We start from the raw sequence: 23,646 nt of genomic DNA, 5'->3' as shown, positions 1-23,646 counted from the left end.
TGGAGAATGAAATGACCAAGACACTTGGTGTCGGCATTATCGGTTGCGGTAATATATCTGCTGCCTATCTGCGGCTGTCTCCGATGTTTCGAGGTATCGAAATAAGGGCATGTGCCGATATTAACCCTGCCGCAGCAAACGCGCGCGCAGAAGAGTTTGGTGTAAAAGCGCAGACTATCGATGAGCTGCTCCAAAATAACGATATAGATATCGTCGTCAATTTGACGGTTCCCGATGCCCATTATGCTGTCACAAAGCAAATTCTGGCCGCAGGCAAACACGCTTATTCGGAAAAGCCTTTGGTTCTCTCGATGGAACAAGGGTTGGAATTGAAAGCGCTTGCCGATGGCCGCAATCTCAAAGTGGGTTGCGCGCCGGATACGTTTCTGGGTGGAGCGCACCAGCTGGCGCGGCGCGAAATCGATAGCGGTAATGTCGGTCGCATCACGTCAGGTACATGCCATGTCATGAGCCATGGCATGGAGCATTGGCATCCGAATCCGGACTTTTTCTTTCGAAAGGGCGGCGGACCGATCCTTGATTTAGGGCCTTATTACATCGCCAATCTCGTTAATCTGATAGGGCCCGTGAGACGTGTTGCGGCTTTGACCTCCGCGGCTACACCAACGCGTACGATCAGCTCAGAACCCCGCAAAGGCGAAACCATTCGGGTTGAGACACCGACAACGGTTCACGCACTGCTGGAGTTCGAACAGGGGGCAACAATAACCCTTTCGGCAAGTTGGGACGTTTGGGCTCATCGCCATGCGAACACGGAATTATATGGCACCGAAGGATCTCTCTATCTGCCAGATCCCAATTTTTTTGGCGGAGAGGTGCAACTGGCGAAGCCGGGCAAGCCAGCCGAACCAGTTGAAAATTGGGAGCACCCCTTTGGAATTGCCAATGAACAGCACCCTCAAGGTATGATGGCCAATTATAGAACAGCAGGCTTGGCAGATATGGCGGCTGCAATTCTGGATGGTCGCGATATGCGTTGTTCGCTGGAACGTGCACTGCATGGGGTCGATGTCATGCTGGCTGTTCTCAGGTCGGGTGAAGAAAAGCGCTTCATCGACATCGAAACACGCTGCACTCGCCCGGCAGCACTCGACATTGCCGCAGCTGAAGCCTTGCTGCGGCCCGTAAAAAACGGAAAGAAGCGGGCGGCAAACTGACTTTGCATCGCTCCTCCCGAGCGATAGGAGGCTATTCCGGTCCTACGGGATTGGAGTGGCCTCCGCCCACTCTTACCCGATGGTCTGCAAGGACTTGACATCGATGCCGTTGATCCGGCCAAGAATGGCTTTACCGAGCTGTTGCCCGGCGAGCTTGAAACTCTCCTCGACGACGATCAGCCCCGGTCGAAACCAATGCAGAATCTGCGTTGATTGTTTGGCTGCGACATCGATTTCATTGCCAATGTTCAATCCGGCATCTTCGACGCCTGCCACGATTGCCAACGCAGCGGCACTACCGGAACAGATGATACCATCCGGTCGATCAGGTCTTTTCATCAATTGAGCAATATGCTGCCGCAACTCCTCAAGCGGCGTATCGAGATCAACACCTTCAAGGGGCGATCCGCTACAGTGAAAAGCACGAAGCCCCTCATAAAATCCGCCCACCATATGCCGGTAATAGGTGAGATGGGCCGGTGGAGTCAGCAAAGCAAGCCGCTTTCGTCCGCGCGATGACAGTTTGCCGACCATATCCAGCGAGAAATTGAAATTATCAAAGTCGTGAAAAGGGTGCTCAATGCCCGTATCAGTACGACCATGGGTGGCGAAAGGAAAATCATGTTCCGTCAGAAAATGGACGCGCTGATCGTCCGGTTCTGTACGTGAGAAAATAATGCCGTCGGCTGAACCCGTTTCCACGATGTAGCGGATCGGCTCGATCGACGCCTTCGAATGAAAATAGGGCGTCAGAATGAGATGGTACTGTGTTTCAGCTAGAACATCGGCGACGCCATGAATGACCTGACTGGTGAAACCCATGATCTCGTCCTGTGTATTCAGTACCAGCGCAATGACATTCGTCTTACCTGTTCGAAGACGCACACCCGCACGATTGGGACGATAGCCGATCTGTCGAGCGATCAATTGTACGCGTTTACGTGTTTCCAAACCAATTTCCGGTGCATCCTTCAAGGCACGGGAAACCGTGGTCACGCCAAGGCCGGTCATAAATGCAATTGTCTTCAGCGTCGGACGTTCATTCTCAAGGAATGATTGGGCTGGATTTTGCGGCCTGGAAGCCTGCGAGCTCCGTTTTTTATTCATGCGCATTTCATCCGGCGGCGATGAGCGATTTATATAGGTGAACGATAGAATTCACTTTAACTATCAATAGCTTGTTTTGACGGGCTTGTCATCTTTTATGAGGCGATATTGACATCTTCCGATGCTACTTCGGGTACAATGCATCGCGCGCCATACGCTCGTTAAGGTATACTTTGCGTCGTCCGGGCAATTGTCCTCGCTAGCCGGAGTGACTGCTTCCCAACTGCTGTTTTGACTGGATTGTCATGATATACCTCCAGTATAATAAGACAATTATGGATATGTCATGATGGAGTCGTTGGACGTATGTGGGAACCCATATTGGAAATGCGCAAGGGTGTCACCAAGCACCGGCTTTTGACGGACAAAATTGTTGACGATATCGAAAAGGGCATTCTTCTGCCCGCCACGCGTATGCCTACCCATCGCGATTTGGCTCACAAGCTCGGGCTTTCTGTGCAGACCGTCAGTATCAGCTACAAGGAGGCGGAACGGCGCGGCTATCTTCGCGGTGAGGTTGGCCGGGGAACCTATGTCTGCAACCGTGTGACAGAGCGAGCGGACCGTTTTATGCTGGACCGGGATCCGAGTGGAGCGGCAGATTTATCAATCATTCGGGCGGTTTATACAGAAGCACACGAAAATGCTTCGCGTTGTCTGCTTGAAGAAATGAGTCAGTCCGACAACGCCAGTTTCATGCGCCCATGTCGTCCAATTGCGGGGCTGGATCGACATCGCGCGGTTGCACGGGAGTGGCTGCGTGGCCTATCCGTAGCTGTCGATCCAGGCCGGATTATCATCACAAACGGTGCCGCACATGGGCTGTTTCTTGCCGTCGCTGCTGTTGTTCAGCCGGGGGAGGTGGTGCTGACGGAAAGCCTGACCGACCATGGCATCATTGGTCTTGCCAATGTGCTTGGATTTACTCTGCGCGGGCTCCCGATTGACGAACAGGGCATTCTGCCGGATGCGTTCGAAATCGCCTGCAAAGCTGGAGACGTTCGTGCACTCGTAATGATCCCGACATTTGGCAATCCGACCAGCCATTTGATGGGGCCCGAGCGCCGCATAGCCGTTGCCGAAATCGCGCGGCGATATGACGTCTGCGTTATCGAGGATGAAGTCTACAAACCCATTCTCGAAGAGAAACTACCCTCGATGCCGGAGCTGTTGCCCGACTTGGGTTTCTTTGTAACGAGCTTCACCAAAACGGTCATGACGGGGTTGCGTACGGGTTATCTTGTTGTTCCGACGCAATATTCCATTCGGATTACATCCATTCTTCGTGTAACGAGCTGGAGCGGCGTCAATCTCATGGCTGAAATGGCCAGCCGCTGGATTGAAGATGGCACGGCTGAGGCACTTATTGACATCCAGCGCAGCGAGTTGCGATCCCGTCAGGCGCAAGTGACCGACATTCTGGGCGCACTTGTGGCAGGCAGCAATCCGCTTTCTCTATGTGCCTGGCTGAAAATTCCTCGCAACTGGTCTGAGGATGGACTGGTGCGCGCGCTTGCCAACAAAGGCGTTGCAGTCACACCGTCTGATCCCTTTGTGGCTGGTGTAGATCGAGGAAACGGGGGCATCCGGGTCTGTCTTGGCGGACGGCTTTCGCGTTCGGCTTTGCAGACGGCACTTGAAACGATCCGTGAAACCTTTGCCCAACTGCCGCCCGTTTATGATGTTGGTTCGATCGCTTAGCGCATCCCGAAAAGTGTGAAACGGTTTTCGGAAAAGATACGCGTCAAAACCAAGAGATAGAGCGTCGATCTGATCCAATCAGATCGAAACGCGCTCTAAACGATCAATCTCAAAGTACAGACTGCAGGAATTCCTTGGTGCGAGCTTCTGTCGGTGACTGGAATATCTGTTCCGGGGTGCCTTGCTCGCAGATACGTCCCTTGTCAAAAAAACAAACGCGGTCGGATACTTCCCGAGCAAATCGCATTTCATGTGTGACAAGAAGCATGGTCAGATCATGTTCCTGTGCCAGGCTGCGAATGACGGAGAGCACTTCGCCTACTAACTGCGGGTCAAGCGCCGATGTCGGTTCATCGAACAACAGGACACGCGGGCGCATCGCAAGCGAGCGGGCGATAGCAACGCGCTGTTGCTGGCCGCCTGAAAGCTGCGAGGGATAGTGATCCTTCTTGTCCGTCAAACCCACAAGTGAGAGCAAGTCGAGGGCACGAGCCTCCGCTTCGCCGCGTTTCATGCCCAAAACATGGACCGGCGCCTCGATGATGTTACGTAGCACCGACATATGCGGAAACAGATTGAAGCTCTGAAACACCATGCCAACATGCGATCTGATCTTGCGCAAATGGCCTTCGCTCGCCTGAAATTGCCCTTTTCCGTTTGGCTCGTGATAGGGCATGTCTGCAAGCTCAAGTGTACCCTCCTGAAACGGCTCCAGTGTCATGAGAATGCGGAGCACCGTTGATTTTCCCGATCCGGAGGGTCCGATTAGCGTAACCTTCTCGCCTGTCTTGACCGAAAAATTGAAGCGATCCAGTACAGTCAGGGCTCCGAAGCGCTTGGTTACGTCCTGAAAGCGGATAATTTCCTGGGTCATTTGAGAGCGATCCCGTTCTTTGGAAGTGTGCGTTCGAGCAGGCGTATGAGCGCTGAACAGATGAGGGTCAGCACAAGGAAGATCAAGCCGACCATCGACAATGGCACGAGATATTCGAAGGTGCGATCGCCGATCAGATTGGCGAGGTTCAGCATGTCGACAATGCTCACAACAGACAGAACCGGTGTCTCCTTCAGCATGGAGACAAGGTAATTGCCCATGGCTGGGATGATCCGGGGTATGGCTTGTGGAATGACGATATCGCGATAGGTGCGCCAAGGCGTGAGATTGAGAGCTCGCGCCGCTTCCCATTGTCCGCGCGGAATGGCTTCGATACCTCCGCGATAAACTTCCGACGTATAGGCTGAATACTGAAGACCAAGTGCCAGTGCGCCAGTCAGAAAGGCAGGCAGGACAATGCCGTAGACCGGCAGCACGTAGTACAGAAAAAACAGCTGCACGAGCAGTGGTGTATCACGAAGAAACTCCACCACAACTGCTGTTGGCCAGGATATGATCTTGTATGGGCTGCGGCGCAGAAGCGCGAAGACAAGGCCAAGGACGAGCGCAATTGCAAACCCGGTTGCAGCCGCTTTCAGGGTTACAGTCAGACCAATCGCCAGAATTGGCAAAATGGAAATTGCGAAGGAGAGTGTGGACGAGGTGTCCCAGGCATAGCCGTAGATCATGCGAAACCTCCAGCCATGGTTTGACGTCTCAAACGTCTCTCCAGCCAGCGAATGGCTGCGGCAAGTACAAGCGCCATCGCAAAGTATCCAAACAAGGTCAGCGTATAGATTGTCACACTATCGAGCGTCAGGTTGCGCAGGCGTTGGGCCTGGAAGGTCAGGTCGCTAATCGCGATCAGCGAGGCAAGGGCAGTATCCTTGAGATTATGGATTGCAAGGTTACCGAATGCTGGCATCATTTCGACCACGGCTTGCGGCAGGATGACATGGAACAAGGTATGTCCCTTACTGAAATTGAGTGCGCGCGCGGCTTCATGTTGCGCTTCTGGAACTGCCTGTAAGGCACCGCGCACGACTTCCGCGCCATAAGCACCGATATTGAGCCCAAGCCCCATGATGCCTGTAGTGACCGGATCAAATGAAATGCCGATCAGCGGCAAGGCATAATAGAGCCAGAACAGTTGCACGAGCAGAGACGTGCCGCGGAATATCTCGATATAGATCACCGCAATCGTGGATAGGATCGGTCCGCCGGCAAAACGGGCAATCCCGGCCGCAAACGCCAGTATAGTGCCGATGGCCATCGAACTGAGGGCAAGAATGGCGGTGACTTGCGCCCCCTTGAAAAGGGCGGGAAGATACTCCGTCCAATGCATATGGTCGTCTCCCGGTTGAGATGAGACAATGCCCGCCGAGCCGTTGACCGATCCGGCGGGCAGCAAATCGACTTATTTTGCGTTGCAGAGGCTGGCAGTATCCACGGTTCGCGCAGCTTCTACGCTTTCTTCGCTAAGTCCATAAGTCATAAGGATTTTCTTATAGTCATCAGTCTTCTTGAACTCGATGAGTTCCTTGTTGAAGGCCTCGTAGAATTCCTTGTCTTCCGGACGGAAGCTAAAAGCGCCGAAGCTTCTGGCAGATTTGCCATCGACAACCGGATCGGTAAATGGATGCGCCTGTTCCAACTCTGGTGAATTGTCGACCAGCTTGGCGACTGTCAGTTCCGTTGCGGCATAGGCATCAGCTCGCCCGGTCTGGACGGTCGATGGTGCATCGGCATTGCCCTGGATCATGACGATCTGAGATTCATCGATACCCATTCCATGCAGGAAGTCGATCTGATCCGCACCGGAAACGATTGCGACTTTCAGGGATGGATCCTTCTTGATGTCTTCATATGAATGGATATTCTTCGGGTTGCCCTTGGGCACCAAAAGGCCTTCACCATAACTCGAATTTGCAACGGTGAAGGTTACCTGCTTGCAACGATCAGGCAGGACGTTCTGCTCGGCTGCGACGAACTCGAACCGCTTTGCCTTCAGGCCGGGAATGAGCGATCCGAACGGGGTAACGGTCCAGTCGATTTCCTCGATACCGAGTTTCTTGAAGATCGCGGCCGCGACGTCTGGGCCGATGCCCTTCGCCGCGCCGCTCTCGTCCATATAACCATAGGGTACTTCGTTCGCTGTTGCTCCGCGAACGAAGCCCGCACTCTTGAGTTCATCGACCGTGACGGCGTGCGACGGAAGCGTAAGAGCCAGGACTGCCGCAGCCGAGAACAGGGCTGAAATTGTATGTAGTTTTATGCGCATCGTGTTCACTCCTCTTTTTGAATGCCGGTTGTTTGTCTGCCCGGCTTGTCGGTTGGCTGGTATTGATAGATTTATCTCGAGGCTGGCTCCTTGCTGATCGTGGCAGTGACCGACAGGCAGTCACCCATCTTGATGAGGCCTGGAAAGTGCCGGGCCGCGAGAATTCCGTCGAGTGCGGCGCGGTATTCCTGTGGAGCTGCACCCGTGCGGGTTACGGTATGAACGCGCGCAATGAGGTCACCTTTGCGTATCTCCGCGCCAAGATCGACCAATGGTTCAAGCAAACCTTCGGTATCGGCAAAGCCGAAACATTCCTGCGACGGCATATCGAGCCATGTTGTGGGTGAAAGCTCCACCTCTCCTTGCAGAATGCCTGCATGGCGCAAAAGGTTGCGAATGCCGCGCTTGGCTATGGAAGCGGTGCGGGCAGAAATTGTGCCGCCGCCGGAAAGCTCGGTCGTCACGAACACCTTGCCGGCTTCTTCCGCTATCGTATCGTACATGCCGACGGCGTCGATCTCGATCATCCGCATGGAAAAGGGAGCAGAAAAGGCTTTGACAGCAGCAAAGCAACGAGCTTCCTGGGCCGTATCGGGCAAGGCATGTGCGGCTGCATAAGGCAGAAAATCGAGTGTCCGTCCGCCGGAATGAAAATCCATAACAATATCGGCTGCCGGCAAAAGGTAGCGGGTGAAATAGTCCGCGATCTTTTCCGTGACGGTGCCATCCGGGCGACCGGGGAAACTGCGGTTGAGATTGCCCTTGTCGATGGGGGATGTTCGCGTCCCCGCCAGAAAGGCTGGATAGTTCATTGCCGGAACAATGATGACACGCCCGCTGATCTGCTCCGGTTTGAGATTGGCGGCGAGATCGTAGAGTGCGACCGGACCTTCGTATTCATCGCCGTGATTGGCGCCCGTCAGAAGAGCCGTTGGACCGTCGCCATTCCGGATCACGCAGATGGGTAGCATCAGCGATCCCCATGCGGAATCGTCTCTGGACCAAGGCAGTCGCAGATGCCCGTGCTGCACGCCGTCTCGGTTGAGATCGATGGTCGGCGTGATCGGGGAGGGACGTGAGGGAGGCGAAGTGTGCATCATCGCAGCGTCCTAATCCTTGACCACCAGTTTGCGCGGCACATTCGACAGGCATTCCACGCCCGTTTCGGTGATCACGATACTCTCGGTGATCTCCAGCCCCATGGTTTCCAACCAGAGACCTGTCATGAAGTGGAAGGTCATGCCGGGCTGCAATTCGGTGCGGTCGCCGGGGCGCAGGCTCATCGTGCGCTCGCCCCAATCTGGGGGATAGGACAGGCCGATTGAATAGCCAGTGCGGTTGTCCTTGACGATCCCGTACTTCTTCAGCACCGCAAAAAAGCCGTTGGCGATATCTTCGCAGGTATTTCCGGGACGGGCGGCAGCAAGTCCCGCTTCCATGCCCTCAAGGGTGGCTCTTTCGGCATCAAGAAAGGCTTGTGTCGGCTTGCCGAGAAATACGGTGCGCGACAACGGGCAATGATAACGCTTATAGCAGCCAGCGATTTCGAAGAAGGTGCCTTCGCCGGTCTTCATCGGCAGATCATTCCAGGTCAGGTGCGGTGCGGATGCGTCGGGTCCGGAAGGCAGCAGCGGCACAATGGCGGGATAATCGCCGCCGAAATCGTCAACGCCGCGCGTGCCTGCATCGTAGATTTCTGCAACCAGATCGCATTTACGCATACCTGGCTCGATTTTGTCGGCGATGCGTCGGTGCATGACTTCCACGATGCGGCCAGCTTTGCGCATATAGTCGATTTCCGTCGAGCTTTTGACGGCACGCTGCCAGTTGACCAGTCCTTGCGCATCCTTGAACCGGGCATTCGGCAAGTGCTTCTGCAATGCGTGATGAGCGGCAGCCGTATACCAGTAATTGTCGAACTCCACAGCTATGGTTTTGTTACCCCAACCCTTTTCTTCCAGCATCGAGGCCAGGAGATCCATGGGGTGGCGCTCCAGCGATTGCACGTAATGATCGGGATAGCCGATAATATTGTCGTGGCTGAGCCACGCAGTGCGTTTCGCACCGTTGCCATCCTGACCGCGACCGTACCAGATCGGTTCCCCTTCCATCGAAAGCACAACGCATTGATGAACATAGAAGGACCAGCCATCATAGCCGGTCAGCCAGTGCATATTGGATGGATCGGTGACAATGATGATATCGAAGCCTGCCTTCTCCATGGCGCGACGGGTTTTGGTTATCCGCTGATCGTATTCCGCGCGGGTGAAGTTGAGTTCCACACTCATCGACTGGCTCCTGCAGTTTTGGTTGAATCGATTTTTGTGCCTGCATTGCGCAGGCTGGCGCGCTCCGTGGCGAGACGAGCAATCGCCGTATCCTGAACGCCTGTTCCGGTGAGGTCGCAGAAGGTTATATCCTCTGCCTTCCGCTGGAATGTCGGGGCATTGAGTGCAATGTGGCCGAGTTCTGGGAAGACAGCATCCGTCGCAACAACCCCAGCCGAAATTGCATGATGCAACTCGCCGAGCCTGCGCGTCTGGGACAGGCTGTCGGCAACATAGATGATTGGGCGCTGGAACAGAGCAGGATCGATCTCGTTCTTGTGCTCGGCATCCGAACCCATCGCGGTAACATGCTGGCCGGGGACAAGCCACCCGGCCTTGACGAGCGGCGTTTCCGATGGCGTTGTCGTGACAATGATGTCAGCGCCGTCGCAGGCTTCTTGCGCATCTGCGACTGCCTTCACTGAGATTCCGAGTTTTGCACTAAAGCTTCGCGCAGCTTTTTGCGCGCTGTCGAATTTGCGTGCCCAAACCCTTACTTCGGTGATGGGACGCACTAGGGTCAGCGCTTCAAGCTGCATTGCAGCCTGCATGCCTGCGCCGAAGATGACAGCCACATGAGCGTCTTCCCGCGCCAGATATTTTGCGGCGACAGCACCTGCTGCAGCCGTGCGCACGTCGGTCAGGTAGCCGTTGTCCAGTAACAGTGCCTCGATAAGCCCGGTCTTGGCCGAAAACTGGATCATCAACCCGTTGGTGGATGGCAGGCCGATTGAAGGATTGTTGAAAAAACCCGGACTTACCTTGATGGCGAAACTGTCAAGCCTCGGAATATATGCAGTCTTCACATCGACTTCGCCGCGCTCTGCCGGTATGTCCAGTCGAAGAATTGGCGGCATGCTGACACCGCCACGGGCAAGTGCCTGGAAGGCATTCTCCACGCACGTCACGCTTTCGAGATCAAGAGCTATGATCTGTCGCAGATCAGCTTCGGTCAGAATTCTCATTTCAGCCATCAGCCTGCCCTCCGATAGCGGTCTTCCATGATCGCGCGATGTTGTTGGGGATCGATATTACCGCCTGAGATAATGATGGCAGTGGGGCCTGTTGGCCTGATCTTGCCGCTCAACAAGGCACCAATGCCGACCGCAGCAGCCCCTTCGACAATTTCCCCTTCGTGCGTCGCAGCGTATCTGATCCCTGCTGCAATCTCTTCTTCATCGAGCAGGACCACCTCGTCCAGCAATGAGCGACACATCGCAAAAGTCCAATGGTTGTCGAGCCCGATGCCTCCGCCCAACGAATCTGCAAGTGTCTCCAGTTCCTCGACATTGACTGGCCTGCCAGCTTTGAGACTGGCATCCATGGCTGCTCCACGACACATCGAAATGCCGATCACACGGCTATGAGGGCGTCGGGCTTTGACTACTGCGGCGATGCCTGCAACAAGCCCCCCACCTGAAAGAGGAATAAGAACCGTTCCGGTGTCCGGCTGGTCATCAATGATCTCCAGACCGATTGTGCCCTGTCCAGCAATAATGCGCGGATCATCAAAAGGCGGAATGACGTTCATTCCTTCTTCGCGCGCCAGTCGCGCCACCTCGTCCATGGCGTCATTCTGCGACTTCCCAACGATGCGCACATCCGCACCAAGGTCGCGGATTGCATCGACTTTGTTGCGCGGCACGAGCGATGAGAGGCAAACGGTAGCGATCAAGCCTTGTTCGGAAGCGGCATACGCAACAGCACGCCCATGATTACCGGTTGACGCGGTCACCAGTCCACGCTTGCGATCATCGGACGACAGACTAAGGACGGTATTGGTCGCGCCGCGCAGCTTGAAGCTGCCGGTCGTCTGTCGATTTTCAAGTTTCAGATAAACTGGTGTCTCGACAAGTTCGCTGAGATATTCGGAGCGCACAAGCGGCGTTCTCACGACAAGACCGTTCAGCCTGTTGTGAGCGGCTTCGATTTCATCAAGACCAATCATTTTTTGCACGGCGCTGCCTCTCATAGCGTCATGGCAATGGGGAAAGCTGTGTCGAGTTCTGCCGAGGCGGCAACGGATGAACGCACTGAGGCGCAATAATGCACCACGTGCGAAACCGTAAGGCCGCATCCTCGTTCCCCATATGCTTGATTTTTGTTCTTGCCTCTATGTGTGAAAGACCAGTTTGTTCATGTCAATAATTATATTGGATCATTACAATTTTGATCTGTAACGACTTTCTATGCTTAAGCCTTGCCAGCGACGCAGGGGCATGCCAATGAGAACTGAAATACTTGCAGATGCTGGATCAACACAATGAAAGCCGCCTTGAAGCTCGACGCCGTCGATTTGCGCATTCTCGAAGCCGTTCAGGAGAATGCGCGGATCACAAAGCTTGCCTTGGCGGAGAAGGTTGGACTTTCTGCGACACCTTGCTGGCTGCGACTGCGCAAGCTGGAAGAGGCGGGCATCGTGACCGGCTATCACGCGCGCATCGCCTATCGAAAAATAGCACCGATTGCGCATGTTATTGTGCAGATCACCCTGGGCAATCATCGTCAAGGCGATTTCGACCGGTTCGAGAGAGCGATCACAGCCGTACCCGAAATCGTGTCCTGCTGGTCGGTTGGTGGTGGTGTGGATTATTTTCTGATGATCGTCGCAGGCGATATTGACGGTTATCAGCGCCTGATTGACCGCCTTTTGGATCAGAACATCGGTATTGAGCGCTATTTCACCTATATCGTGACAAAACTGGTCAAGGACGAGAAGGCGAGTGCGCCTTTGTCGCTATTCAATGAAGTCACGGGCTAGCCTAAACAGGCTGTCTGGCTTTTAAATTTAGTCCAATTTATATGTTCGGTGAGATGTCTTTGGTCCGAATCCGGAGCCATCCTGTGACAAACTTCTTCCTGAATTGGGAGAAGAACAATGAATGCCGTTCTGGATCATCCGATACAACATGACGGGCTTTGCAAGCTTCGCGACAAACATCTTTTTCGCGAACTGGGTTATTTAGATGGGCGTTGGGTAGCAGGAGAAAAGGCAGAAACCTTCCCCGTTCTCGATCCTGCAACCGGTCAGCGGCTTGCTCGTGTGGCAAGTCTTGGCGAAGCGGAGACGACGCTCGCGATCGATGCCGCAGTAAAGGCGTTTCCAGCTTGGCGTGATAAGCTACCCCAGGAACGATCGGCAGTCTTACGGCGGTGGTTCGAGCTGGTCACGGCAAATCGCGAAGATTTAGCATTGCTGATGACGCTGGAGCAGGGCAAGCCGCTGGCTGAATCGTGCGGCGAGATCGATTATGGCGCATCTTTCATCGAGTGGTTTGCTGAAGAAGCGAAACGGCTCAATGGCGAAACCATAGCGAGCCATCTCGCGAATGCAGAAATGCTTGTGCGCCGTGAGGCGCTGGGCGTTGTCGCGCTTGTTACCCCTTGGAATTTTCCGCATGCCATGATTACACGCAAGGCGGCTGCAGCTATTGCCGCCGGTTGCCCGGTGGTCGTGCATCCGTCTTCAGAAACACCGCTTTCCGCGCTTGCCTTGGCCGAACTGGCCGAACGTGCCGGAATGCCTGCCGGCATATTCAATGTTGTGGCAGGCAAGGCTGCGCCCATCGTTGATGTATTGTGCCGTGATGAGCGCGTGCGGGGGCTGAGCTTCACCGGTTCAACGGACATCGGCAAGCTGATTGCCACCAAAAGCGCAAACACGTTGAAACGGCTTGTCATGGAGCTCGGCGGCCATGCACCGTTAATCATCTTCGATGATGCCGATATCGAGCGGGCGGTAGAAGTTGCCTTGGCTGCCAAGTTCGCGACATCCGGTCAGGATTGCCTTGCTGCGAACCGCATCTTTGTCCAGCGCGGAATTTTGAAAGCCTTCACCGAGGTGTTTGCAGCGCGCATTGCGGCGCTGAAGCTCGGTAACGGGCTCGATCCGGCATCTGACATCGGTCCTCTGATGCATAGTCGGGCGGTCGAAAAGGTCGAAGAACATGTGCGGGATGCTCAGCAACGGGGCAGCAGGATCGTCGTGGGCGGTAACCGGAGCGGGGAAGCTGGGCTTTTCTTTGAGCCGACTCTGCTGGTCGATGTGCCGGATGATGCTGCGATCATGCACGAAGAGACATTCGGACCAGTTGCCGCCGTCACGGCATTTGACGATGAGGATGAAGTCGTCGAGCGTGCCAATGCCACACAATACGGCCTCGTTGCCTATGTCGTAACGACAAACGGCGCCCGACAGCTCCGTATGGGCCGTGCGCTCGAATACGGAATGGTAGCGATTAACCGCGCGAAGATCACGGGCGCACCGATCCCTTTCGGAGGTTGGAAACAATCCGGTCTTGGCCGCGAAGGCTCCCATCAGGGCCTCGAGGCCTTCACCGAACTCAAATATCTCTGCATTGACACCGCCGCGTGAAAGCGTAGCGACAGGAAAGGAACATAACTATGTTGAACAATAGCAATGAACTCACCGCCTGGGACCGGGATCATTTCTTTCATCCCTCCACTCATATGGGCATGCATGCGCGGGGCGAAACACCGACGCGTGTGCTGGAAGGCGGCGAGGGCGTTTATATTGCCGATGTGAACGGTCGCAAGAGCCTTGATGCCTTCGCAGGCCTCTATTGCGTCAATGTTGGTTATGGCCGGACGGAAATCGCCGATGCAATTGCGGAGCAGGCGCGCAAACTTGCCTATTATCACGCTTATGTCGGTCATGGCACGGAAGTGTCGATCACGCTCGCCAAGATGATCATCGACCGCGCACCAGAGCATATGAGCCGCGTTTACTTCGGTTTATCTGGCTCGGATGCGAACGAAACCAACATCAAGCTCATCTGGTATTACAACAATATTCTGGGCCGCCCGGAAAAGAAGAAGATTATCTCGCGTTGGCGCGGATATCACGGATCAGGCGTGATGACGGGCAGCATGACCGGTCTTGCGACCTTCCATAATGCATTTGATCTGCCTCGCGCGCCAATCCTGCATACGGAATCGCCGTATTATTTCCGCCGTGCGGATCGCTCTATGAGTGAAGAGCAGTTCTCGCAACATTGCGCCGACAAGCTTGAGGAAATGATCCTTGCAGAAGGCCCGGATACAATCGCGGCTTTCATCGGTGAGCCTGTTCTGGGCACCGGAGGTATCGTCCCGCCACCCGCTGGCTATTGGCAGAAAATTCAAACCGTTCTTGACCGCTACGATATTCTGCTTGTTGCAGACGAGGTCGTTACCGGCTTCGGCCGTCTTGGCAGCATGTTCGGTTCCGACCACTACGGCATGAAACCCGATCTGATCACCGTCGCCAAGGGACTGACTTCGGCCTATGCACCACTTTCCGGTTCGATTGTATCGGACCGGATGTGGCAGGTGCTGGTTCAAGGATCGGACAAGATGGGACCAATCGGCCATGGCTGGACCTATTCCGCCCATCCGATCTGCGCTGCGGCGGGCGTCGCCAATCTCAAGCTCATCGACGAATTGAAGCTCGTTGAAAATGCCGGTTCCACAGGCGTCTATTTCCGCAAGGCATTGCTGGATGCTCTCGGCGATCATAAGCACGTCGGCGAAATTCGTGGCGAGGGCCTGATGGCGGCGATCGAATTCGTGGAAGATCGAGACGACCGCAAGTTCTTCGATCCGTCGCTGAAGATCGGCGCGCAGGTTTCAACGGCGCTGCTGGTCAATGGAGTGATCGGACGCGCCATGCCGGAAGGCGATATTCTGGGATTTGCGCCGCCACTTTGCCTTACGCCTGAGGAGGCAGACAAGGTTGTTGCAGCTACAAAAAAGGCGATCGACACCGTCTTTGCTTGAACCATTGTCCCCGGAGGCATATCTTCCGGGGACTATTCCCGCCAGGCCGGTAGATGCAGCTCGGCGACCAGTCCACCTGATGGATCGTTTTTTAAAAAGATTTCACCAGCATTGGCATGCGCCACGTTGCGGGCGATAGTCAATCCGAGACCGAAGCCGCCGGAGTCCCGATTTCTGGATTTGTCTGCCCGGTTGAAGGGCTTGAACATTTCCTTGATTTGGTTCTCAGGAATACCCGGACCATTATCCTTCACAAGTAACACGAGCTCGTTACGGTCTTGCCGAAGCGAGAGTTTGGCATTGCCACCATAAGCAAACGCATTATCAATCAGATTGGTGATGCAGCGCTGGATCGAGATAGGCTGGCAGTAGGCTACAGCGTCCAGTCCGTCGGAATTTCTCTCATCCAGCGTTGCCTGCGGGTAATTGTCGGCAATGGACAGGAGAAGCGACCAGAGATCGATTTTCTCCTTCTTTTCATTGGCAAGTTCGGATGCTGCAAAGTCGATTACCGAGCGCGAGATCGCCTCAATATCATTGAGATCTTTGGCGAGTGACTTTGCCAGAGCTTCATCTTCGACCAGTGCCAGGCGAAGCCGGATGCGTGTGAGCGGAGTGCGCAGGTCATGCGCAAGGGCGGCCGCAAGCTGTTCACGTTCAGCAACATAATCAAGTAGCTTCGATTGCATCGTGTTCACGGCTTGCGCGGCAGCTTTATATTCACGGCTTCCGTCTTCAGGCAGTGGCGCGCTTTTCAAGTCGCCACCAATCCGGTGCACGGCGCGTTCGAGCACCCGATAGGGTGCTGTCAGACGGCGGGTCGCCCATATTGCCACGAGAACCACGCTAAGCGCTACAAGCGCAAACAGAGGGATGGTTTCGGTCGTGATGATCGGATCGGCCGGGGTGATCCTTGTAGTGAAGTTCATCCAGCGTCCGTCGCCGAACTGCAGTGAAGTGGTCAGGCTGGCGCTCAAGTTTGTCGTTGCTGCAAGATCGTTGATCTGCTTTTCGACATCGCCGATATCACCGTTGTCAGTGGTCTGTGTCGAAGCGGCACGGAATCCATGTGTAATTTTATCGCGGCATATACGGGCGTCGATAACGCCATAGCGTGCCAGACGCGCGACAAGGACGTCTTCGAGCTCAGCGAGGTCATCTTCACTAGCCAGCACAGTCGACACATCGGGTTGTGTCGTGATCGTGATGCCCTGACCGGAAGTTGTCAGGCGAGTGGCAAGACTGTTCCAGTCGCTGACTGGTGTTGAGCTAAGCAGTTTGACGAGGGCCGTCGCTCTTTCGCTGAGACGGAACAGCTCCAGCGCATTGTTCGCATCCTTGCGATCCTGCGAAACAATCCAGAGCGTAGCAATCTGTGTAATCAGGAGGCCGCTGATCAGAATTGTGAGAAGCCAGCTTGGCAGGGAACGAGGAAAGGGAAACCTCATTCCATTTCGACCTCATGGCCGAACTGGTAGCCGCCGCCGCGAATGGTGAGGATCAGTTTGGGGGAGCGAGGATCGTCATTCAATTTGCGTCGCAGTCGACTGATTAGGATGTCAACGCTTCGATCATAGCCGTAAACAGCCTGATTTCCGGCCAGTTCCATCAGCTGATCACGGCTAAGGATGTGTTGCGAACTTTTGGCGAAAGCTTCAAGCAGATTGAACTCTGCCGTGGTCAGTTCGACGCGCACGTCGGACGGAGACGTAAGACGCCTGCGCGCGCAGTCGAGTGTCCAGCCAGCGAAGCGGTAGCTGTGTGTGACGGGGCGGCTGGGACCACGGCTGTTTTCCAGGCGCCTGAGCACAGCGCGGATACGGGCGAGGAGCTCGCGCGGATCGAACGGCTTTGCCAGATAGTCATCAGCGCCGATTTCAAGGCCCAGTATCTTGTCGGCCGCATCGGCAATTGCCGTCAACATGATGATCGGAACACGCGAATGACGGCGGATATCCTGACATATTTCGATGCCGCTTTTGCCGGGAAGCATAACGTCCAGAATGATCAGATCGATGGCCGTGCGGCTCATTACATCATGCATCTCCTCGCCGTTCTGGGCGATGGAAACGCGCATGCCGCGGCGCTTGAGAAATTCGTGCAGAAGGTCACGTATATCCTTATCGTCATCGACAATCAGAACGTGGGCGTCTTCTTTCAATTTGCAGCTTCCATAGTAGCTATGAGTCTTGTGATAGTAGCGCCCGGATTACGACGATAAAAAGCCTCAAGCTTCGGTTTTCAACCGGCATTTGCATGGCGCTACAATTCAGAAACAAATTGCAACAGACGCGAAAAACAAGCGCAAACAAGGCGTGCAATAACGGTCTCGCTGAAGAAACTGAAGCCCAATGAAAGATCGAATTCGTATGTTCAACTCGATTTTTATATCGAAAACATCTGCGAAAGCGTTTCTTTCAACACTTTGTCTAGCGGGTCTGCTGTCCTGTCCGCTTCCCAACGGAGCAATGGCGGCACAACTCGTAACACGCAGCGAACGGTGTGACAGGCTTCAGCATCAACTGCAAACCGCACTTTCCGGTCGTGTCGAAACTCGGCAGGCTCGCCAGGCGGAGACCTTGCAGAAGAGGGGGATGAAATTCTGCGCGAGCAGAAGAGAGGCACAGGGCCTGCGAGCCTATGCCGAGGCCCTCAAGCTTCTAGGGGTCAAACCTGACATGGCCGACACAGGCGGACAGGAAACTGCTTTACCTCCGGCGGGGAAGACCCCGAACGGAAAACCCAATTGAGGAACCGGAAAATGAAGAAGTCCCTTATTTCTGCTCTTGGCATGGCTGTCGTTCTGGGCCTGTCCGCTCCTGTCCTGACGGCAAGCGCTGCTAACGCTGCTCCGGCTGCTGCAACCCACATGACAACCACCAAGCATCATGCGAAGAAGGCTTCGGCTCACAAGAAGCATCACACTACAAAGAAGTCGCATAAGAAGGCCGCTCCGGCCAAGAAGTATTAAGTTTTCCGTTTCGCGCGAAAACCGGCGGCTCCCTCGCAGTCCGGTTTTCGCCATCAAAGGCCGTTGCTTGCCGGACATGAAATGTCCAGTCTGCAGCGGCCTTTTTATTTTGTGAGCCAGATTGTGTCGACTTGTCGAATGCGTTTTCCCCGCCATATCTGTCGGCAGGATATTGAGGAGCCATTCCTAATGACGACAATTGACTTGAAGCGGATTTATGAAGCTCCTTCGCCGGATGACGGCTATCGGGTCCTCGTGGATCGCGTCTGGCCGCGTGGCATGACGAAGGAAAAGGCGGATATAGATCTTTGGGCCAAGGATGTCGCACCATCGACGGATCTTCGCAAATGGTTCGGCCATGATCCGGTGAAATGGAATGATTTCCAGAAAAAATACCGCCGAGAGCTGGAAGGTCATAAACCAGCACTGGAGGATTTGATCGCCGAAGCCAAGGCAAGAGGTGGGCGGCTGACGCTGTTATACGGCGCAAAGGACGAAGAGCATAATCAGGCTGTGGTCCTACACGAGTTCATGCAATCCCTATAGACAATTCCCAAAGAGTGCTGCCGTAGTTGCAACACCCTTTGATATTGCGCTTTAAGATCACCACTTGGTGTGAATTTTCAAGAGCGCCTTGCGTCCTTCACCATAGCCACAAACATAAATGCCCTGACATCCCGCCACATAGTTTTTGTCGAACAGATTGGTGACGTTCAAGTCGACGCCCCAATTGTCTTTTTGGTAACCAAGCTTCAGGTCGGCAAGCGTCACCATTGGTACCTTGAGGGTGTTTTGTTCATCAGCATATGACGAGCCGAGATAGCGCACACCGCCGCCAAGGGTTACGCCTTGAAGTGTACCATCCGGTACTTTGTACTGGACAAAAACGGAGGCCTGCTGTTCTGGCAGGAGATAGGGGCGATTTCCGATGATATCGGGATTGCTGTCGTTTTCCTTGATTTTCAGATCATAGGCGGTAACCGCAGCGGTCACTTTCCATTCGTCGGTGAGGTTGGCCTGAACCTCGAGCTCGAAACCGCGAGAGTTGACCTTGCCCAGCTGTTCGCGCGCGAAACTGGAGCCGGTGAGGGCATTTTCCTTGGTCAGGTCGAACAGCGAAGCGGTAATCAAGCCATCGAAAAGTTCTGGACGGTATTTGAGGCCCACTTCATACTGTGCTCCGGTCTCTGGTTGAGCGTAGCTGCCGTCTGCCAGCGTTTCGATGATCGGATTGAAGAAGGTCGCGACACTGACATAAGGCGTTATGCCATTGTCGAATTCATAGCCGAGGCCTGCACGCCCAGAGGCCTTGCCTTTGTTATACTCGTAGCTTGGCAATCCCGTCGCATCGGTTTTGACATAGTCGTAACGGCCGTTGAAGGTCGCGATCCAACCGTCGCCGAATTCCATGCGATCCTGAGCATAAATGCCGATCTGGTGGCGCCGCAAATCCTGATCGATATAAGGATCGAACATTGGTCCCTGCGGTTCACCGTAGACAGGATTGAAGCCGTCGATAACGGTCGCTCCGCCAGTCTGTTGCATCTGGTCAATTCGGAAATAACGGTACTCGATACCAAACAGAAGGTTATGCGTCAGCGCGCCAGTATCGACCGTTCCTTCAAGTTGATTGTCGGCAAGGAAGGTATTGACCGTCGTATCGTGCTTGAAGTTGATGCGCGCGATATTCGGATTGCCCGGTGCAGGCTGCGGCAGGAAACCCTCATAACCATACGCATAGAGGCTGTGTTCTTTCACGTGTGAGAAGCCGTAGCGCACATTCTGGCGTACGGTCCAATCATTGTCGAACTGATGTTCGAACTCATAGCCAATGGAAGCCTGTTCGCGCTCGTAGGAGTCGATGTCGGGCTCGGTGAAGTTCCTTTTGCGCGAAATCCTGCCGAATTCGGTCGGAACAACACTGCCGTAGTAAGGAAGAAAGCCACCGCCGTCATGGGTCAGATTGAGGTGGGTATAGTTGCCGAGAATGGTCAGCTTGGTTGCTTCGTCGGGCTTGTATTCAATGCTCGGCGAGATGACACCGCGAAATTCCTTGGCGAAGTCCGTATAATTGTCACCGCCCTGAATCTTGCCGTTCAATCGGTAATTGACCGTTTCGCTGGCCTTGTCTCCGATGTCGAAGCCGAGATAGGCGTTGCCGTAGCTATTAATGCCCGTTTCGAGATAACGCAGCCGCTCGCCGGTCGGGCGCTTGCTGATATAATTGACGATGCCGCCAGGGTTGGAGCCGCCATAAAGGGCAGACGACGCACCACGCAGAACATCAATACGCTCGATGCCGAAGCTATCGATCAGGAAGCCGCCGAAGCCGTAGCTGAAGTTCTGCAAACCGTCGAGATAAGTGCCGTACTGGGTGGCTTCGAAACCGCGAATGTAGAGCCAGTCGGTATCATTATCGACGCCGAAAGGCTGCCCGAGCACGCCGGGCGTATAGCGGAGTGCTTCGTCCAGTTTTTGCGCACCGACGGCATCCATCTGTTCGCGACCTACGACTGATACAGATTGTGGGATCTTTTCGATGGCAACGCTATCCTTAGATCCTGTTATAGTTTTCGTCGGCACGAAGCCCGTCACCGGCGCAACGCCCTCGTCGTTTCGGCCATTTCCTGTCTGCACGACAACTGTCTCAAGACGAACTGCATTGTTCGTTTCTTGCGCACTAGCTGCCGAGAGCGCCAAAGCTGTAAACGCTGCGTTACCCAGCAGGATCAGGAAATGTTGCTTTATCGATGTCGTCATCCGGTGCAAGCCCCTCGAGAAATCCCATATATGACCCGGCGCGTTGATGCCTAATAAGGCACGGGCCGGGTGCGCAAAACACGTCAAAGCTGTGACATGTTGCGAATTAATATGAGTGTTTACATCAAGTTATTGCTGGAAGATTGTTCATTATTTCGACCAGTTGAATGATTTTTGGCTAATGTATGAAGCCCTTCGAATATCATTCGGCTCGGATTTACTGGAGTTGTTGCCTGCTCCAGGCGGCAGGCGTGATACCAGTCAGTTTCTTGAAAACACGTGTGAAATGTGCCTGATCGGCGAAGCCGGTTAGAGCTGCGATATGGGGCAGGGAAACGCTTGGTTGCAGAAGCAGCATCTGTGCTCGATCGATGCGCTTCTGCATTTGCCAGGCGTGGGGTGAAATACCTGTCGAGGCCTTGAAGGCACTGCAAAAATAAGATTCAGACAGCCCCGCGAGCGTCGCCAGTTCCTGAAGGCGGATGACGCGCGCATAATTGTCTTCCATGAATTCCGTCACGCGACGCAATTGTCGCGGCGAAAGCTGGCTGTTGCGCGGCCGTTGTTCCAGTTTTGCTTCAAACAGTTCGGCGACGAGCGCGGTTAACAGGCCCTCTCCATGAAGGTCGTGCATAGGTGCTTTAGAAAGGCATTCTTCCGCCAGCAGAGAACCGATCTGTTCAATCTTCGGGTTGGAAAAGAACAGACGTGGCTTCTCAATGCTGCACTTGCTTAAGGCGTAGCCGAAACGTTTTTGCAGGTTGGCAACATCGAAATGCAGATCGAGATGCTTCAGTTTTCCCGGGCGCGTCACCCGGCTCCAGATCGTCATTCCCGCAGGGATGTAGCAAAGCCTTTGCTGGGGCTGGATATCGGCTAGCGTGCGGTTGGTCCGTTCAGGGCAGATGGCCAGTTCGCCTCGGCTTTCAAGTACAAGAAAAAGACGCGGCGCTTCCGAGACATATTCCCCGCGCGCGCCCGGTCCGCAATCGACCGACCATACATCAGCTATTGCGCCGTTCCATACGCGATAGTGAAGATCGTCCAGCAAGCTGACGTCCTCGATGTGGCTTTTCATATGCGGATGGAAGCCCAAATTCTTCTTCCTGATGGTGTTTCTCAAAACATGTATATCTTTCTCATATTTTGCTATCAACCTTTGATGAACTGCTTTATTGCAGGACAAACATCTGGACTTGACCAAATCTGGAATGAGATTGATGAGCTCCGCCCTGTTCGAACTTGAAAATGTTTCCTTTTCGGTCGCCGGACGCACTCTGTTGCAGCCGCTGACGATGTCCATACCGGGAGGAAGTCTGACAGCACTCATTGGGCACAATGGTTCCGGAAAGTCGACGCTTCTGAAAATCCTGGCGCGGCAGCAGCCTGCGTCGGGCGGGACTGTACGCTTTGCGGGTAAGACGCTTGGTGAATGGGGCGACCGTGAATTTGCGCGAAAGCTCGCATATCTTCCGCAGCAGACGGCGCCGGCCGCAGGCATTCTGGTCAAGGAACTCGTGGCATTGGGACGCTACCCATGGCATGGCGCCCTTGGTCGTTTTGGAGAAGCCGACCGTAGGAAAGTGGAAGAAGCCATTGAGTTGACCGGGATCGCCCCTTTCGCTGACCGTTTGGTAGACACGCTTTCAGGCGGTGAGCGTCAACGTGTCTGGCTGGCCATGCTGGTTGCTCAAGATGCGGAATGCCTTTTGCTTGATGAACCGACATCGGCGCTTGATATCGCGCACCAGATCGAAGTTCTCTCACTTGTGCGTAAGCTGTCACACGAAAAGGAACTGAGCGTCTTTGTCGTGTTGCACGACGTAAATATGGCTGCGCGTTTTTGCGATGAAGTGTTTGCGCTTCACAGCGGCAGGTTGATCGCGCAATCGACCCCAAAGGGTATCATGGTGCCTGACCGCCTTGAGGAAATCTACGGCATTCCGATGGAAGTCATGCAACACGTCTCCTCGGGTCAGCTGATCGCTTCGCCACGGTAGGCTATCAATCTCTGCCTTCTTCAGGTGCTCCCAATGGAAACAAGTGACGGAAAGGCCGTGCTTCGTCGAGCGCGCGGGCATAGCTGGGTCGCGCAAGCAGGCGTTTACGATAGGCCCAAACGTTGGCGAATTTTTCGGGAATGGCATAGGTCCAGTCTGCATAAAGCAGGGAAGGTGCGGCAGCACAATCCGCGAGGCTGAAATCATCGCCCGAGACCCACTCGCGTCCTTCCATGTGTAGATCTAGAAATGCGTAGGCTGTATCAAATGCCGCTCGCCAGCGGTCACCACCGTCGTCATGTTCACGACCAAGTGCAATGTAAACGAGGCGTTGTTGTGGGTAGTTTATGTAATTATCAAAGAAGCGATCCCACATTCTCACGTCCGCGCTGACCAGCGGGTCTGATGGGATCAGCCGTCTGGTATGCGGATAGGCGGCTTCTAGGTATTCGATAATACCCGTCGCCTCAAACACCAGTTTTCCATTGCCCGTTAGCACAGGAAATTTACCGAAGGGCCAAAGTGAGGTGAACTCGCTGGCCACTGGTTCCGTGCCGTCCAGCATTCTTGCTTCGAAAACTATGTCCTTTTCATAGAAGGCTGTTATGGCTTTCTGGCAGTATGACGAAAAGGGGTGAAGGTAGAGTTTCAAAGTCATCGTGGTCCTCC

General features: G+C 54.5%; 23 protein-coding genes. 9 read left to right on the top strand and 14 right to left on the bottom strand.

Going from position 1 to position 23,646, the window contains the following annotated elements; all coding sequences use genetic code 11:
• The first annotated feature begins 11 nt into the window (after nt 1–11).
• Nucleotides 12–1,178: a Gfo/Idh/MocA family protein gene (locus tag HWX93_RS01340; RefSeq protein ID WP_176036210.1), complete on the top strand. Its 1,167-nt coding sequence runs from the start codon at nt 12–14 to the stop codon at nt 1,176–1,178.
• 72 nt (nt 1,179–1,250) lie between these two features.
• Here the strand turns inward: HWX93_RS01340 and HWX93_RS01335 are convergent, their stop codons facing one another.
• Nucleotides 1,251–2,285 (bottom strand): LacI family transcriptional regulator, encoded by a 1,035-nt coding sequence (locus tag HWX93_RS01335; protein ID WP_176036209.1) that lies wholly within the window; start codon nt 2,283–2,285, stop codon nt 1,251–1,253.
• 306 nt (nt 2,286–2,591) lie between these two features.
• On the opposite strand from HWX93_RS01335, the gene HWX93_RS01330 reads away from it, so the two are divergent.
• On the top strand, nt 2,592–3,986 hold the full coding sequence (locus HWX93_RS01330; RefSeq protein WP_176036208.1) for a PLP-dependent aminotransferase family protein: 1,395 nt from the start codon (nt 2,592–2,594) through the stop codon (nt 3,984–3,986).
• Nucleotides 3,987–4,095: 109 nt separating this feature from the next.
• On the opposite strand, the gene ehuA is transcribed toward HWX93_RS01330, so the two are convergent.
• The 8 genes from ehuA to eutB all read right to left on the bottom strand — a co-directional run bounded on the left by ehuA (nt 4,096) and on the right by eutB (nt 11,416).
• On the bottom strand, nt 4,096–4,860 hold the full coding sequence (gene ehuA / locus HWX93_RS01325) for an ectoine/hydroxyectoine ABC transporter ATP-binding protein EhuA (RefSeq protein WP_176036207.1): 765 nt from the start codon (nt 4,858–4,860) through the stop codon (nt 4,096–4,098).
• Complete coding sequence (gene ehuD / locus HWX93_RS01320; RefSeq protein ID WP_061347875.1) at nt 4,857–5,549, bottom strand: ectoine/hydroxyectoine ABC transporter permease subunit EhuD; 693 nt, start codon at nt 5,547–5,549, stop codon at nt 4,857–4,859. The genes ehuA and ehuD overlap by 4 nt, the downstream gene beginning before the upstream one ends.
• On the bottom strand, nt 5,546–6,205 hold the full coding sequence (gene ehuC, locus HWX93_RS01315; protein ID WP_176036206.1) for an ectoine/hydroxyectoine ABC transporter permease subunit EhuC: 660 nt from the start codon (nt 6,203–6,205) through the stop codon (nt 5,546–5,548). Before ehuC ends, ehuD begins: the two co-directional genes overlap by 4 nt.
• A gap of 72 nt (nt 6,206–6,277) precedes the next feature.
• The gene (ehuB, locus tag HWX93_RS01310) at nt 6,278–7,141 is read right to left on the bottom strand and encodes an ectoine/hydroxyectoine ABC transporter substrate-binding protein EhuB (protein WP_176036205.1); all 864 of its coding nucleotides are present in this window, start codon (nt 7,139–7,141) and stop codon (nt 6,278–6,280) included.
• 71 nt (nt 7,142–7,212) lie between these two features.
• On the bottom strand, nt 7,213–8,241 hold the full coding sequence (gene doeB, locus HWX93_RS01305) for a N(2)-acetyl-L-2,4-diaminobutanoate deacetylase DoeB (protein WP_176036204.1): 1,029 nt from the start codon (nt 8,239–8,241) through the stop codon (nt 7,213–7,215).
• 9 nt (nt 8,242–8,250) lie between these two features.
• Nucleotides 8,251–9,429, bottom strand: coding sequence for an ectoine hydrolase DoeA (gene doeA, locus HWX93_RS01300; protein WP_176036203.1), 1,179 nt, complete (start codon nt 9,427–9,429; stop codon nt 8,251–8,253).
• A complete protein-coding gene (locus HWX93_RS01295) occupies nt 9,426–10,442 on the bottom strand; it encodes a cyclodeaminase (protein WP_176036202.1) in 1,017 nt (338 codons plus the stop codon). Before HWX93_RS01295 ends, doeA begins: the two co-directional genes overlap by 4 nt.
• Nucleotides 10,442–11,416 (bottom strand): hydroxyectoine utilization dehydratase EutB, encoded by a 975-nt coding sequence (eutB, locus tag HWX93_RS01290; protein ID WP_176036359.1) that lies wholly within the window; start codon nt 11,414–11,416, stop codon nt 10,442–10,444. The genes HWX93_RS01295 and eutB overlap by 1 nt, the downstream gene beginning before the upstream one ends.
• Before the next feature lie 327 nt (nt 11,417–11,743).
• On the opposite strand from eutB, the gene HWX93_RS01285 reads away from it, so the two are divergent.
• The 3 genes from HWX93_RS01285 (at nt 11,744) to HWX93_RS01275 (ending at nt 15,246) form a co-directional block, all read left to right on the top strand.
• Nucleotides 11,744–12,229, top strand: a complete 486-nt coding sequence (locus tag HWX93_RS01285) for an Lrp/AsnC family transcriptional regulator (protein WP_176036358.1) — start codon at nt 11,744–11,746, stop codon at nt 12,227–12,229.
• 117 nt (nt 12,230–12,346) lie between these two features.
• Nucleotides 12,347–13,843 (top strand): NAD-dependent succinate-semialdehyde dehydrogenase, encoded by a 1,497-nt coding sequence (locus tag HWX93_RS01280; protein WP_176036201.1) that lies wholly within the window; start codon nt 12,347–12,349, stop codon nt 13,841–13,843.
• A 29-nt stretch (nt 13,844–13,872) separates the two neighbouring features.
• Nucleotides 13,873–15,246 carry an aspartate aminotransferase family protein gene (locus HWX93_RS01275; protein WP_176036200.1) on the top strand — a complete coding sequence of 458 codons (1,374 nt, stop codon included), beginning with the start codon at nt 13,873–13,875 and terminating at the stop codon, nt 15,244–15,246.
• A gap of 32 nt (nt 15,247–15,278) precedes the next feature.
• Here the strand turns inward: HWX93_RS01275 and HWX93_RS01270 are convergent, their stop codons facing one another.
• Nucleotides 15,279–16,694 (bottom strand): ATP-binding protein, encoded by a 1,416-nt coding sequence (locus tag HWX93_RS01270; RefSeq protein WP_176036199.1) that lies wholly within the window; start codon nt 16,692–16,694, stop codon nt 15,279–15,281.
• Nucleotides 16,691–17,407, bottom strand: coding sequence for a response regulator (locus tag HWX93_RS01265; protein WP_109989280.1), 717 nt, complete (start codon nt 17,405–17,407; stop codon nt 16,691–16,693). The genes HWX93_RS01270 and HWX93_RS01265 overlap by 4 nt, the downstream gene beginning before the upstream one ends.
• Nucleotides 17,408–17,597: 190 nt before the next feature.
• On the opposite strand from HWX93_RS01265, the gene HWX93_RS01260 reads away from it, so the two are divergent.
• From HWX93_RS01260 to HWX93_RS01250, 3 genes are all read left to right on the top strand, one after another.
• Nucleotides 17,598–17,996 (top strand): hypothetical protein, encoded by a 399-nt coding sequence (locus HWX93_RS01260; RefSeq protein ID WP_235969041.1) that lies wholly within the window; start codon nt 17,598–17,600, stop codon nt 17,994–17,996.
• Between the two features lie 11 nt (nt 17,997–18,007).
• Nucleotides 18,008–18,217 (top strand): hypothetical protein, encoded by a 210-nt coding sequence (locus tag HWX93_RS01255; protein ID WP_210205213.1) that lies wholly within the window; start codon nt 18,008–18,010, stop codon nt 18,215–18,217.
• A 189-nt stretch (nt 18,218–18,406) separates the two neighbouring features.
• Nucleotides 18,407–18,763 (top strand): DUF488 domain-containing protein, encoded by a 357-nt coding sequence (locus HWX93_RS01250; RefSeq protein WP_176036198.1) that lies wholly within the window; start codon nt 18,407–18,409, stop codon nt 18,761–18,763.
• 57 nt (nt 18,764–18,820) lie between these two features.
• On the opposite strand, the gene HWX93_RS01245 is transcribed toward HWX93_RS01250, so the two are convergent.
• Both HWX93_RS01245 and HWX93_RS01240 read right to left on the bottom strand, forming a co-directional pair.
• Complete coding sequence (locus HWX93_RS01245; RefSeq protein ID WP_176036197.1) at nt 18,821–20,977, bottom strand: TonB-dependent siderophore receptor; 2,157 nt, start codon at nt 20,975–20,977, stop codon at nt 18,821–18,823.
• A 217-nt stretch (nt 20,978–21,194) separates the two neighbouring features.
• The gene (locus HWX93_RS01240; RefSeq protein ID WP_235969040.1) at nt 21,195–22,280 is read right to left on the bottom strand and encodes a helix-turn-helix domain-containing protein; all 1,086 of its coding nucleotides are present in this window, start codon (nt 22,278–22,280) and stop codon (nt 21,195–21,197) included.
• Between HWX93_RS01240 and HWX93_RS01235 the strand changes: the two genes are divergently transcribed.
• Nucleotides 22,198–22,977: an ATP-binding cassette domain-containing protein gene (locus HWX93_RS01235; RefSeq protein ID WP_176036196.1), complete on the top strand. Its 780-nt coding sequence runs from the start codon at nt 22,198–22,200 to the stop codon at nt 22,975–22,977. The two genes, HWX93_RS01240 and HWX93_RS01235, sit on opposite strands and share 83 nt — an antisense overlap.
• A gap of 4 nt (nt 22,978–22,981) precedes the next feature.
• Here the strand turns inward: HWX93_RS01235 and HWX93_RS01230 are convergent, their stop codons facing one another.
• On the bottom strand, nt 22,982–23,635 hold the full coding sequence (locus tag HWX93_RS01230) for a glutathione S-transferase family protein (protein WP_176036195.1): 654 nt from the start codon (nt 23,633–23,635) through the stop codon (nt 22,982–22,984).
• Nucleotides 23,636–23,646 lie beyond the last annotated feature (11 nt).

Source organism: Brucella tritici, assembly GCF_902825325.1.
In the GTDB taxonomy this organism is placed as follows: Bacteria; Pseudomonadota; Alphaproteobacteria; order Rhizobiales; family Rhizobiaceae; genus Brucella.
Note: the sequence above shows the minus strand (reverse complement) of the source record. Positions and strands in the feature narration are given on the sequence as shown.